This window comes from Klebsiella sp. GB_Kp056, assembly GCF_040064755.1.
Lineage (GTDB): Bacteria > Pseudomonadota > Gammaproteobacteria > Enterobacterales > Enterobacteriaceae > Klebsiella > Klebsiella quasipneumoniae.
The window spans coordinates 65501-77490 of record NZ_JBEAJA010000053.1 but is presented as its reverse complement, the minus strand read 5'-3'; the positions used below and the strand labels follow the sequence as shown (position 1 = coordinate 77490).

Below are 11990 nucleotides of genomic sequence, written 5' to 3'. Positions count from 1 at the left end.
TAGCTATGATGATGGTATTCGGGCTCTTTGTATTTGAACTCAGGACACTGCCCTATCAGCAATTGCAGCTGTCCCGTAACTGGCGGCACGTTAAAAATGATCGTGTGGGCCGTAGTGCAAAATGGCAGTACGTTGGTGCAGGCGAGAACCAACTGACACTGGGTGGGTTGCTGTATCCAGAAATCACTGGTGGCAACCTGTCTTTGGGTGCCGTCTCGACAATGGCTTACACCGGGCTTGCCTGGCCGCTAATTGATGGCGTTGGCTCCATCTACGGAATGTATGTCATCACGGGTTTGCAGGAAACGCATCAGGAGTTCGATCGCTACGGAAAAGCTAAAAAGATAGAGTTCACGCTTTCATTGCAGCGGGTTGATGAAGATATCAGGGAGCATCTGCAAAGTGCATCTGTTAGCGATTTGCAGATAACTCTTAAGTCCGGGACTGAAACGGCTATGAATACGGCCAAGAAAACGCTCGGCAGCCTATCCTCTTGAGCTGAAGCAATATTAGTTTCGTTAGCAAACAATAGGCGTTTAACAATTTAGCAACATTAACAATGCGAAAATAATGAAAATTTCTGAAGAAAAAGAGTTTTAATTATCTTTAACATCAATAGCAAAGCACACACTAAATAATGTCTAATAAAAAGAAATAAAAAAGCCTCCCATAGGAGGCTTAATTTGAATTAATAATAAATTTTTGAAATAAACTCCGGCAGAAGAACTTTAAAGTCATCTCGATACATATCCATATCACTTTGGAAGCGAGTTATTATCTCCGATATGTCTTTTCGCTTAGAAAGTCTACCTGCTGTTGCTGGCTCAAGTAATGCAGATCTCGTTAACACTCTTTTTATTACCGGCAACCAGAGCTCTTTTGCCTGGTCTCTTTTTACGCCTTCCTTGAAGGATAAAATATATTTATTGGGAATTGCTGAACCAAGTATAATTTCCATTATACTGGCGATGGCGTGTATCATTAATAATGACACACCTGGCTGAGTTAATAACTTATGTTTAATAGCATCTACTTCAGGGAGTTGATTATGCCTGTACTGCTCATTAAACTCCGATTTGGTTTGACTAATTGCTTCATTTAGAGAATAAACAAAAATTATATGACCCATGGTTATGGTATCGTCAAAAGCTTTTTGATACAGTTCTTCATCATCCCAAATATCTTTTTTCCTATGATATGCACTAGTAGGATGTTCGTGAAATGCTATCAATATTTGAGCTACTGTATCCGTGGGAAGGAGAATTCTTTTCTGCGCTGGCGTTAAAACTTGGCGAAGCCCACCAGTATATAAAGACTCTTTGTTTTGACTAAAATCTCGCCTTAATCTTTTTTGAATTGGATCACTAGAGCGAAAATCTGAACGCAACACTTTATTTTGTGAGTTATTGGCCAGGGTGATTTCGTTAATTAACTCAGGATTTTCCACCTTAATGAATCTAATAGCAATTTTTAAATCATCATCAGGTTCTGTATCAATATTAGAAATACTTCCAGTTGTTTGAGCGCCATTAACAATAGATATGCCCGTCACACTTTTTAATTGCCCTAAGATTGGTGAGTCAGCATATAAATCCAGTTCAAAGTCGTGTACTAATGCCGTAATGCCATTATTAAAAACAAAAAAGTTTTGAGGGTGAGACTTAGCCGTATTCTGAATTTCCTTATTAATTGATAGGTCTTTTTTATTGCTACCCAAATAAGATCTAACATTTGCACTAAATAAACGATCCTCACCATAACTACTATAGAGATCTTTGATAAACTTACCAGTTACAAATGTGGAAAAGGATGCCCAGTGTGTATCTGAACTCTGATAAAACCCATGAATATCTGTTAACGATATCTTATCAGATATCAAAATCGGGCTATGCTGGGAATTATAAAGCTCATCAAGAGAATTCAATCCCATTTGCTTAGAACTAACTCTCAAATTTTCAATCTGATAGATCGCTTTTATTTTATCCATAATGGCACGACCGATCGAATGTAAAGGTCTCTCACATTCTTCGGTTTCTGGACAATTATGAATAAACCATACATTTATTTTATCAACTTCCTTATTTCTCAAAGCTTCTCTTGCATCACTAACCTGTTCCCTGATTCTTAGTGGGATATTATCAATATCAGCCGAAAGTAATGCTGTCTCAGCATAAGATGTTTCTTGAGCTTTTGAGGGCTTGGCTCCTTGAGGTCGAAATATGGCAGACTGATAAGATTGTATTAGATAAATTTGCTTACTTTCCCTATCCGTCATTAATATGTCAATGTTTTCGTCATCTCCACCTTCAGTTATGATATCAGGCGCTATCAAATCAATACTATCTATATTGTTATGTAATTCTATTGCATATAAAGCGCAATTTAGATTGCCATACTTTTCCAAATCCTTCCTTTGTTGTAGAGCTAACCAGAAGGAACTATCCGTAAGTTGAGAATATTTCATAATAAGCCCTTGTTATAAATTCATTACCTTAAGTCTTCGTTCTTTCACTTCTACCAATCTCGAATTGTATGAGTATACTAAAAAACAAACAATATAATTTGAAACTTTCTTTGACAAGCAGAGTTAACATTCATTACTAGTGAGTATTTTCTTAGGTCATGCGTTTCCACATACACAGGCAAACAAATTCGTTAGTCACATCTACCGCTTTGTTTTGAGTTTGTGTCAGTCCATAGGCATCTACGTAAGTCCCCTCCGTAAGAGCTAGAGGGCCACTTTTTTGGTTATCTGTTCCGTGGGTCGTGTTAGGGTCCCATGTTGCCCCTGGTGACCTATCACCAGAGCGGTGCCAGTGTGGAGGCAGGTTATCGGCTTCGAGTTTCACATTGTTGCTGCCGCCGATCATGCCGTAATGAGAGCCGATCTGCACAACCCTTCCATCAAAGGTTTCGCTTAAATCAGCCCATGTCTGCCAGGGAAAGCGAGTCGCCGGGCTTTGTTCTCCAGAGATGATGATCCCAACGTAAAAAATGGCGTCAACAATAGCCTTGTATACTACTCCATCGCTGTCTAGCCCCAGCGCCTTAAGGGCTTCGGATGTATCGCTCAGATCGGAAAGATTATTTTCTTTCTGAAGTGCACCGGTGATCCGCGAGTCATCCCCCGCAGCTACCATTCCCGTCTCGGTGCCCACGTCCCGCGTAGCTGAGTTACCCAGTTCAAGATTATCCCTAGCCTCTTTGGGATCGTTTAAATCAGAAAGATTTTGTGCTCGCCGCAGATAGCGTTTATCACCTGTTTCCTGCGTGAGTGTGGCAAGCGCCGGATCGATAACAAGCTGCACGCTTGAGCTGTGCGTCAGCGTCAACACCAGCGTCAGAATGATCTCTTTGATGATGGAATCAGATTGTGCCGGGAGGTATGTCGCCGGGTATGTGCCGTAAGCGATGAGCGTACCCTTAGCGCTGACCAGCCCCGCTTCTCTGAGCGTTTTACCCGGATAATCCTGGCAATTGATAACGATCTGACCGCTGATAAACCCCTCATAGCTTGAATCAGAGTCAAAGGTTTCACGGCCAAACTGACCAAAAAGCGCCGTCACCGCCGCCAGCTCATCGGGATCGGCCGGCAATGTCACGCCGCCACCATCACCGATCAGTACAGCGGTAATATCCACAACCTCCCCCGCCTGATACGCGGCCTCAATTTCGGCGGCGCCCGCCGTGGTTAGTGTCAGTCCCGTGGCCATTATGCCTCCTCATTTTTCGTTTCTGGCTCAATGCCGTACACACTGGCAAGTCGATCATAAAAATCATCACTCACAGTCTTGCGCTCAGCATCGATATCGCCTTCATCAAGATAAATCACGCCAGCGATCTGAAGCCGGTTCAGGTGTTCCAGGAAAAACGCATCGGTCTGACAAAAGTCGATCAGGCTTTTTAATTGATTGAATGTTTTCATAGTTTGTTCGTTATCCAGTTGCCGGGTAAATCGTCGTAATCATCCAGGCCCGCACAGGCATAAAACGCGTAATAGTGCGCGGTGACGTTCGGCACTTTGCCCATAAATACCAGGCCTTTGCCGGCGAGTAATGCGCAGCTCCTGAATATTGCCGTTGTGGTGACAATCTCCGGGTAACTCGCAAGATTAAATATCGTGTTAAGGTCGCTGTGTAATGACGCGCAGCCGTCAAACAGATAACCCACCGTCGTTACCGCCGTGGTGTTGAGTAATCCCGCCCCGACGACTTCCAGCGCACTGCATTCCGAAAAGACATTCGTGAATACCGTGGCACTTATGCTGGCGGCAAAAAGACCGGCTGGCACTGAGCGCAGGTTTTTACAGCCCCTGAAAGTCTGGCCGTAAGAGGTCACCAGCGGGTTGCCGCTGAACAGGTTTTCCGGTATTTCCTCCACGCCGGTATTCTGGAACGTGGCGCCAAACGAGGTAATAAGAGAGCAGGACGCGAACAGCGTCGGCGGAATATTTACCAGTGAGGTGCAACCGTAAAACGTCGATCCGGCGCCGGACAGAAGAATGTTGTTTTTCAGCAAATCGCCAGGCAATAACGCCAGTGAGGTGCAGCCCGAGAATGTCAGCGTTAACGAAGTGAGATTGATGCAACCATCAAGCAGGCCGGATGGTAGCGAGATGAGTGCAGTACAATCCCGGAAAGTCGATCCCATGCCTTTCAAGGACACCATGTCGCTGAATAGCTCTTTTGGCAGTTCAACCAGCGCGGAGCACTTGTCGAATAAGAAATCGACGGCTGTCACTTTGGCGCAACCGGCAAACATATCTCCCGCGAGAAAAACCAGAGAGCGGCAACCTGAAAACGTATAGCCCAGGCTGGTTAACGCGCTACATCCCCGAAATGCGCCGTCCTCCACAGAAACCAGCGAAGTACAGTTTACAAAAGCGTATGTGAATGTCGTGACCAGCGCTTTAACAGCAAAAGCATCTGCATCAATTTTCGTGAGCGATCCGCAGTTAGCAAAAGCGTATGAGAAAGTGGTGACTTTCGCGCAGTCAGTAAAAGACGGGAGTGCCGTCAGGCTGCTGCACCCATAAAACGTACTGGCAAAGGTCGTCACCTCTACGCAGCCGCTGAAAATATCTTTCGCTACAGTTTCAAGAGAGCGGCAGCTGTAAAATGCAGAGGCGAATGTCTGCGCCTGGCTGCACCCGGCAAATAAACCCGCGCCGACCGTTTTCAGCGAACTGCAACCAGAAAAGACCGTGCCGAAATAGGTCACTTTCGACAGACCAGCAAACAGACCGGCAGGAACAGAAAGAAGCTGCGAACAGCCAGTGAATGCACCGCCAAAATGATTCGCTTCAGAACATGTTTTAAACAGGTTGGCGGGAATTGCCGTCAGTGCCGTGCAATTCTGGAATACGCCGGTGAATGCGCCGCCCGGAACATCCGCAAACATATCAGCAGGCAAGACAAGAAGATTTTTACACGCCCTGAAGCTATAAGAGAATGTCCCTGCTGAACCGCATCCTGTAAATATTCCCGTGCCGATATTTGCAAGCATTGAGCAACCATCAAACGCGTAACTGAAATTCACCGCAGATACACAGCTGTGGAACAGATTATTGCCGATACTGATCAGGCCGGTGCAGCCTGCAAATACAGATGAGAAGTCGATCGCATCGGGCTGGTTTGCAAATAGCCCCGATGGAACCTCAGTAAGCGATGTACACCCTCTGAATGCGTCTGAAAAATCCTCTATCTTCATGCGAGAAAACAACGATGCCGGAATACCTGTAAGCGACGAGCAGTTGGTAAAAATATTTTTGCAGTTATTCACGTTTGGCAAATCGTCAAATGCTCCGGGACGAATAGCCATTAATCCGGTGGTATCCAAAGCGAACCCTGAAAGATGACCTCTTTCCCCTGTAACACTAATCAATTCCACAACAGGGTTCAGTTTCGAAGAATAGTTAGATAAACGGCTGCGCAGACAGGCGGTTTCCGTGTTCTTAACCGTGATGGTGTATTCCTTTCCCTGTACTAATTCACGTGTAGGAATAACCCAACCTGAAGCTTCACTGGCGGGATCGAAACGGTAGTCCCGGCTGTCAATGCCGTCGCCATAGTCAACCGTGAAACCCTCGTCCATATGAGCAAAGAATATTGGCCTGGTTGCACTGTCGATGCGGGTAATGAACTTCATTACCGCGACCACTTTTATGCTGATCACCGCACTGACGCCATTAGTCGTCGTAACGGTGACCGAACAGGTACCTCGCTTCATGCCCGTAACCAGAATATCGCCGTTTACTATCCGGGCGGTCGCGATTGTTTGATCCGATGTAGTTACCGTAAAGGTTTTATCTTCCGCGTATTCGGGGAGAATTGTCACCGTGACCGTTTCCGCGTCCCCGGGGGCCAGATTCAGCTCGTAGCGGGATAAAACCACCTGCAACGGGACAAAGCGCGGCGTGATTTTCTCCGTGGCGTACATGTAACCGGCCGCATACGAGGTTCCCTGAAGTCGGCCAAATACATGAACGGAAAACCAGCTGCGCAGATTCCTGGCGCGCAGCACCGCCAGTTTTAGATCCTGCTGGTCGTATTCCGTCACCGGCAAATCGTTCTGATACACGTTCAGGCGAAAGGTATACGGATCCCCTTTCGGGTTCTGATTGAACCATTCAACAATATCCGTCCCGAAAGGACTGTCCACCAGGGCATGACGGACGGCGGCGACCGTACCACGATGGCGGTGGATGTAGTGGGCGCGCTTGATCGCATCGCGTTTCTTTTGTTCTGACCAGTTAATATTCCAGGTATCAACCTGATATTCCCACGCCAGCCACGGCAGCAGCGCCAGCGGGCAACTGTCCGGATCTTTAACCCAACGGATCAGATATACCGGCAACCTCTCCAGTGCGGCGGCGCTGGCCCTGTCTATGGCCCGTTCCACGGCGGTGGCGTTGGGTGGCAGAATGCTGGCGGGATAATTAGCGGTCATAGTCCATCACCACAAGATTGATTTTCACAGAGGTGCAATGAGGCGCTTCGCCCATCGTCGCAACGACGTCGGAGGCCGGTGAATGCAAATCGACGGTAACAACGCCGTCCTGATGCAGCGCCCCGTCTATGCCCGACCGTGCAGCGGTGGCGTTGATAAGATGCACAGAGGCGGTGTATTCGTTCAGTGCTGCGGTGGCTTTTTCCAGCACCGTGGCGGTGTCCACGCCGTAAGGGACGTAAATGTCAGCAACCACCTGATAATTCAAAATCACGGCGGAACGGACATAATCAGCCACATAATCCGTAATCGGGCGCACGTCCTCCGGGTTCACCGCTGCGAGGACTTTATCGAGCAGAGCCTGCGGGGCGGTTCCATCCCCGGTGCGTGACAGCACGTAGAGGAAAACGCGGCCCTCCTGGTTATGTGTTTCAGGGCCATAGGCGTGCACGTCGAGCACATCCGCATCAGCCCCGCGCGCAAAATAGTGATAGGCATTACGGGCACCCGCCGTGCTCAGGCGCGCCCATGAGAGCAGCGCGCGGGCGCGCAACTCTTCGTCGCTTTCGTATACGGCGTCTGCCTCGTCGGTGGCTTCAGTAATCAGCAGACGTTCAGTGTCAAAATTACCCGCGACCTGATCGAGATCCGCCCCCAGGGCGCTGGAAAGCAGCACCGCGCGCACGGCTTCATTGATACGTTGCAGCAGATTGATCTCGCGATAGGTGAATGCCTGAGCCAGCGCGGCCATCGGTTCAGATTCAAGCAACAGCGCAGCAGACACAGAAGCCTGAAGTTCCGCAGGCATGGCCGCCACGATAAGCGCCCGGATATCAGCCAGCACCGTTTCAAAATCCGGCACCTCGACGATATCAGGCTGCGGGATCTGAGATAAATCGACGGACGTTTGCACGCTAGCTCCTTAACCTGATGGTGTTGCTGGTATCTGTCATGGTTTCCGTGATAGTACCGGCCAGTTCAGCAGTCACCGCGCCTGTTTCTGAAAACTCCACATTGACGGTGGTCAGACTGATCCGCGGCTCCCACTGCGCCAGCGCAATAGCGGTGGCGCCCATCAGCTGCATGCGGGTGACGGTGTTCTGTGGCGCATCGAGTAAATCAGGTACCACGCTGCCAAAGTCCCGGCGCATCACACGGGAGCCTGTTGGCGTGGTGAGGATTTTTGTCACAGACTGCCAGAGCTGATCGTGATCGGTCAGCGAACCGGTGCCTTCCGGGTTCATCCCCGTGTAACTGGCTGTCACTGCGGGCCTCCTGTAGTACTCCCACCAGACTGCACGCCACCGTGTTTATGTTCATGTACGGTGATCCCGTTTGACTGCAACACGCCGCCGGAATGGAACACATCACCGGCCATCGTGCCGCCGTGGGTCAGTTCGAAAGTGCGCGTTTTGAGGTGTTCCGTGCATTCCACCTCCGGTGTGTCCAGCGTGACGCGGGTCTCTGCCTGGATATGCGCGGTTTTAATACCGGTCACGGACAGTGCTCCGGCATCGGCGGCGGCGTCGTAATGCAGGCGCGCGCCATCCGGTGCGGTGATGCTGATTTCCAGCAGGTTGCTGCCCGTTGGCGGATTATCTGCGCTGTATGCAGAGCCAATCACAAACGCGTTTTCAGGGTTGCCGCCCGGACAACCGAACCAGACCTGCTCCCCTATCGAGGGCGGCAGCCAGATGCTGAATGCCCCTGCGCGGGTGACGTTCCACCGGATCCAGGTGGTCAGCAACCTGCCGGAGCGAACGCGCACCGCTTTCTTGTCGGCGCTGATTTGTTCCACGACGCCCAGACGCAGAATGTTTTCCAGCAGGCGCATCAGCTCAGCATTCATGACGCCCCCCCAGACTGCTGATAACGGCGTTTTCCGTCGCGATAAGGTCTGCCGGGGTCATGCCCAGCAGTTCACGCGCCGGGTACTGTGCGTAGGCGCCCGGACCAACTTCATCCTGGAGGCCGTACTGGTGAATACGGTCAATGCGCGCAGCAATGCCGTCAAATCCTACGGTGACGCCGCCCGTGTCCGGTCTGACCTTCATAAAGCGCAGGGTGCGCAGGCGGGTAAACATCGGCGTTTTTTTTGTCTCTGAATGCGTCGCTGATTGTGTTTTGACTTCCAGATAGCGCTCGATATCGGCCCGGTAAAATGTGCGGATATCCCGGCGTTTCTCGTCAAAGCCCGTGATTGTCCGGCCATATTTCCCGCGCCCGCCGCGCCAGTTTTTCAGCGCCCGTACCTCGTTATTCCAGAAGAACTTGATTCCCTGCTGGGTGCGGTAAACTTTACGACGGCGCACGGCATAGCCGCTACCGTCCGGGTTTTTCTGTGAGGCGATGCGGCGCTGCTGACTGCGGCGCACTGCCAGGCCAATTTTGCGCGCGGTACGGGTGCGCCCCGCCGGACTGACGCCGTCGAGGATGTCCTGAAAGACTTGATCCAGCTCGCTGAACATGCGATCGCTCACGCTCCGGCCTCCTGAAGCATGCCTTCAAATACCAGCCCCCAGCTTGCGGCGTGGGGTGCCAGCACGCGCGGGCGCGGCTCCGGCAAATGCTCGGCATACGGCACCCCGTTTTCATCCAGCTGCACCAGTACCCGCTGACGCACCGGCAGCTCAAACATAAGATCGGCGGTGTCATCGCTGTTAATCAACGTGGTGAATTTAATCTGCTGGTTTTTATCCGGGTTCAGCAGCAGATCGGGCTGATTAAACCAGAGCCAGGCCATCAGCGGCAGCGTGAAGTCGTCAATGCTCCCGGCGTAGTTCATGACGAACAGCACCAGAGAATAGCGGTACATGAAAGACGGCGTTTCACCGGTCGTTTCAATGCCACCCTCTTCAACAAACACCGTCCAGGCTTCCGGGTTCGCCCGGCACCAGGTGTTTGCTTTCTCTATGGCGGCGCGGAGTGTGTTTATCTTCAGCATTTATGGCTCCTTTCGGGTGTTCTGGCGCAGGCTGTTCCACTGGCGGATCGTCGCTTTGTCAGCATTGCAGGCATCAAGCGCATCCATCAGCCTGTCGCTGAATATCGCCACCGCGCCCCAGGTCACTGGCTTATCCAACGCCGGGCGTGGCGTCTCTTCGGTCAGGCTCTCCGGGACGGGTTCACGGACCAGTTGAATGTTCGGCGCGGGCGGTGCGTTTTTGCAGGCTGCGGCTGACAGCGTCAGGCACAGGAGTAACAGCGCACGTGTCACCATTGAACGCGGCCTGCATTGCTTCACGTCGGCGCTCCCCTTCTGCATTACGCTGTTGCTCACGGACTTTCACCTCTGCCAGTAACTTATGGGTTTGTATGGCGGTCGCCTTCACTTCTTGGATAACCTGGTCGTAGCCGGTCGCCGTTTCGGTCAGCAGCTTGTTGCGGGTCCGGGCCTCGCTAAGCTGGTCGGTCTGCCACAAGACAGCGGCCAGCAGGACAAGCATTACAATCACACTGCCCGCCCTCATGACGGCGTACTCAGGCCCAGCAGGCACCAGGCTTTAAAGTCATTGCGCCGGTTAACCAGCCCGGGGGAGCGCTTACCGCCCGCATTGACAAAATCAGTCAGCCTGTTGCACATCTGCGGCCATTGCCTGGCCTGAGCATGCTTCCAGATCGTGGTTCTCTGCTTGCGTCCGTTTTTATCGGTGAACCACATCAGCCCGGTGCAGCCCAGGTTTAGCGCGGCATCCGTCATGGCCTCAAAGGTGAGCTGCGGCATGTCGGCGCCGTGGAAATTGTTATTGATGCAGTTTTCTGCCCGTTGCAGATCGTTGATCCAGCGCCGCGCTATTTCCTGGTTGCTGTATTCGCGGTTTTCCACGCCGCCCGTGGAGCCAATACCAATGGTCAGAGCACCCGCCGTGCAGTAATAAGGCGTGCTGCGGCAGTCTTCCCAACCGGCAATTTTCTGCTGCCCTTCTTTCGACGTTCTGACGCTCCCGGGCGCCAGCGAAATACCAAGGGCCACAATCACCGCAATCGAACATTTTTTGATGATGTTCTTCATGTCGGGTTATCCCCGTGCAGTTGCTCCAGCAGTTGCCGCTCGCGGTCCGAAAGGTTGCGGGTTTCCGCCTGTCGGAGAATCTGCTCTATCAAATCGTTACGGCGCTGGCTGGCCTGCTCAATGCGGCGGCGGTGAATCGCCAGCCGGACGGCGGAAACAATCCCCAGAAGAAGGCCAGCCAGTGCCAGTTTTTCGCTGACGGTCATGACGCCCACGCCGGTCACCAGGGCGGATGTTGCAAACGCAAAATATTCGTTAATACGATCCAGAGTCATTCCCATAACTGGACGGTTACCCGTTCCACCTCGCTGGTTATCACGGGCATTTCGATCTCCTGCCCGGCATTCAAAAATATCTGGTTGCTCAGTCCAGGATTGGCTTCGAGCACCTTCTCTGTGACACCTGCGGTTTTGCCGTAATGACGCCAGCAGAGCTGATCAACCGTGTCGTTTTGCAACGCCCTGACTTTCATCAGAACAGCTCCGCATAGATACGGGCTTCTTCCCGAATGTCAGCGATGCTCCAGCGCCCGTCCCGCCATAGATCGTCGATCTGCCTGTCCAGGGCCTCCGCATCCTTGTCGCCCTTTGGCGTGGTGCCGACGTCCCTGTAACCTTCCAGTACGCTGGCGCGCGTGAAGGAGTAGACCGCGCGTCGGAAGCGATAAACTTTTGCGCTTTCGCCGTTAATCTGCTCAACAGGTTCACCGGCGGAAGTCAGCAGTACAGAAGCCAGTGACTCCGCTCCTTCCGCTTCCCTTTGCTTGCGCCAGTCCTTCAATTGATCCGCGACATGCAGCGCGGCCTCCGTTGCCATATGCATTAATCGGGATGTTGTAATGTCACCGGCGATGCGGGCAGCCAGGCGCAGATCGTGGAGTTTTACCGTCGGCCAGAAAGTGCCGATGGCAATCTGTGCGCCGCCGTCGTCCACGTCTGTCACATCACTTTCAGCAGGTCTGACGGGGCGCTGTGCGATAAAACTCATCGTCGTTTCTCCGGTAGGTCAGGCGGTGGGCGTCCGGTAAAAA

15 protein-coding genes are annotated in these 11990 nt (G+C 51.5%); 1 reads left to right on the top strand and 14 read right to left on the bottom strand.

Annotation, left to right across the window (positions count from 1 at the left end; genetic code table 11):
- Positions 1-5 precede the first annotated feature (5 nt).
- Positions 6-497 (top strand): phage tail protein, encoded by a 492-nt coding sequence (locus ABLV52_RS13970; protein ID WP_201503338.1) that lies wholly within the window; start codon positions 6-8, stop codon positions 495-497.
- 191 nt (positions 498-688) lie between these two features.
- Here ABLV52_RS13970 and ABLV52_RS13965 read toward each other — a convergent pair whose 3' ends face one another.
- The 14 genes from ABLV52_RS13965 to ABLV52_RS13900 form a co-directional block, all read right to left on the bottom strand.
- Complete coding sequence (locus ABLV52_RS13965; RefSeq protein WP_200558160.1) at positions 689-2464, bottom strand: AIPR family protein; 1776 nt, start codon at positions 2462-2464, stop codon at positions 689-691.
- Positions 2465-2615: 151 nt separating this feature from the next.
- Entirely contained in the window at positions 2616-3713 is a 1098-nt protein-coding gene (locus ABLV52_RS13960) for a phage tail protein (protein ID WP_268121510.1), read from the bottom strand.
- The gene (locus ABLV52_RS13955; protein ID WP_032688258.1) at positions 3713-3925 is read right to left on the bottom strand and encodes a hypothetical protein; all 213 of its coding nucleotides are present in this window, start codon (positions 3923-3925) and stop codon (positions 3713-3715) included. The genes ABLV52_RS13960 and ABLV52_RS13955 overlap by 1 nt, the downstream gene beginning before the upstream one ends.
- Entirely contained in the window at positions 3922-6948 is a 3027-nt protein-coding gene (locus tag ABLV52_RS13950) for a phage tail protein I (RefSeq protein WP_268121509.1), read from the bottom strand. The genes ABLV52_RS13955 and ABLV52_RS13950 overlap by 4 nt, the downstream gene beginning before the upstream one ends.
- Positions 6938-7861 (bottom strand): baseplate J/gp47 family protein, encoded by a 924-nt coding sequence (locus tag ABLV52_RS13945; protein ID WP_268121508.1) that lies wholly within the window; start codon positions 7859-7861, stop codon positions 6938-6940. Before ABLV52_RS13945 ends, ABLV52_RS13950 begins: the two co-directional genes overlap by 11 nt.
- Before the next feature lies 1 nt (position 7862).
- Positions 7863-8213, bottom strand: coding sequence for a GPW/gp25 family protein (locus ABLV52_RS13940; RefSeq protein ID WP_048337031.1), 351 nt, complete (start codon positions 8211-8213; stop codon positions 7863-7865).
- Positions 8210-8797, bottom strand: coding sequence for a phage baseplate assembly protein V (locus ABLV52_RS13935; protein WP_268121507.1), 588 nt, complete (start codon positions 8795-8797; stop codon positions 8210-8212). Before ABLV52_RS13935 ends, ABLV52_RS13940 begins: the two co-directional genes overlap by 4 nt.
- The gene (locus ABLV52_RS13930) at positions 8787-9428 is read right to left on the bottom strand and encodes a phage virion morphogenesis protein (RefSeq protein WP_348890517.1); all 642 of its coding nucleotides are present in this window, start codon (positions 9426-9428) and stop codon (positions 8787-8789) included. Before ABLV52_RS13930 ends, ABLV52_RS13935 begins: the two co-directional genes overlap by 11 nt.
- Complete coding sequence (locus ABLV52_RS13925; RefSeq protein ID WP_268121505.1) at positions 9425-9892, bottom strand: phage tail protein; 468 nt, start codon at positions 9890-9892, stop codon at positions 9425-9427. The genes ABLV52_RS13930 and ABLV52_RS13925 overlap by 4 nt, the downstream gene beginning before the upstream one ends.
- Positions 9893-10168 carry a peptidase gene (locus ABLV52_RS13920; RefSeq protein WP_348890516.1) on the bottom strand — a complete coding sequence of 92 codons (276 nt, stop codon included), beginning with the start codon at positions 10166-10168 and terminating at the stop codon, positions 9893-9895.
- 246 nt (positions 10169-10414) lie between these two features.
- Positions 10415-10960 carry a lysozyme gene (locus ABLV52_RS13915; RefSeq protein WP_032445027.1) on the bottom strand — a complete coding sequence of 182 codons (546 nt, stop codon included), beginning with the start codon at positions 10958-10960 and terminating at the stop codon, positions 10415-10417.
- Entirely contained in the window at positions 10957-11241 is a 285-nt protein-coding gene (locus ABLV52_RS13910) for a hypothetical protein (RefSeq protein WP_032432781.1), read from the bottom strand. The genes ABLV52_RS13915 and ABLV52_RS13910 overlap by 4 nt, the downstream gene beginning before the upstream one ends.
- Positions 11232-11432, bottom strand: a complete 201-nt coding sequence (locus ABLV52_RS13905; protein ID WP_004131559.1) for a tail protein X — start codon at positions 11430-11432, stop codon at positions 11232-11234. The genes ABLV52_RS13910 and ABLV52_RS13905 overlap by 10 nt, the downstream gene beginning before the upstream one ends.
- Positions 11432-11947 carry a head completion/stabilization protein gene (locus ABLV52_RS13900; RefSeq protein WP_023339940.1) on the bottom strand — a complete coding sequence of 172 codons (516 nt, stop codon included), beginning with the start codon at positions 11945-11947 and terminating at the stop codon, positions 11432-11434. The genes ABLV52_RS13905 and ABLV52_RS13900 overlap by 1 nt, the downstream gene beginning before the upstream one ends.
- Positions 11948-11990: the final 43 nt, after the last annotated feature.

Bases quoted from the DNA above. Each gene is read 5' to 3' on its own strand.
- ABLV52_RS13970 (WP_201503338.1), top strand. From the start codon at position 6: ATGATGATGGTATTCGGGCTCTTTGTATTTGAACTCAGGACACTGCCC.
- ABLV52_RS13965 (WP_200558160.1), bottom strand. From the start codon at position 2,464: ATGAAATATTCTCAACTTACGGATAGTTCCTTCTGGTTAGCTCTACAA.
- ABLV52_RS13960 (WP_268121510.1), bottom strand. From the start codon at position 3,713: ATGGCCACGGGACTGACACTAACCACGGCGGGCGCCGCCGAAATTGAG.
- ABLV52_RS13955 (WP_032688258.1), bottom strand. From the start codon at position 3,925: ATGAAAACATTCAATCAATTAAAAAGCCTGATCGACTTTTGTCAGACC.
- ABLV52_RS13950 (WP_268121509.1), bottom strand. From the start codon at position 6,948: ATGACCGCTAATTATCCCGCCAGCATTCTGCCACCCAACGCCACCGCC.
- ABLV52_RS13935 (WP_268121507.1), bottom strand. From the start codon at position 8,797: ATGAATGCTGAGCTGATGCGCCTGCTGGAAAACATTCTGCGTCTGGGC.
- ABLV52_RS13925 (WP_268121505.1), bottom strand. From the start codon at position 9,892: ATGCTGAAGATAAACACACTCCGCGCCGCCATAGAGAAAGCAAACACC.
- ABLV52_RS13920 (WP_348890516.1), bottom strand. From the start codon at position 10,168: ATGGTGACACGTGCGCTGTTACTCCTGTGCCTGACGCTGTCAGCCGCA.
- ABLV52_RS13915 (WP_032445027.1), bottom strand. From the start codon at position 10,960: ATGAAGAACATCATCAAAAAATGTTCGATTGCGGTGATTGTGGCCCTT.
- ABLV52_RS13910 (WP_032432781.1), bottom strand. From the start codon at position 11,241: ATGGGAATGACTCTGGATCGTATTAACGAATATTTTGCGTTTGCAACA.
- ABLV52_RS13905 (WP_004131559.1), bottom strand. From the start codon at position 11,432: ATGAAAGTCAGGGCGTTGCAAAACGACACGGTTGATCAGCTCTGCTGG.
- ABLV52_RS13900 (WP_023339940.1), bottom strand. From the start codon at position 11,947: ATGAGTTTTATCGCACAGCGCCCCGTCAGACCTGCTGAAAGTGATGTG.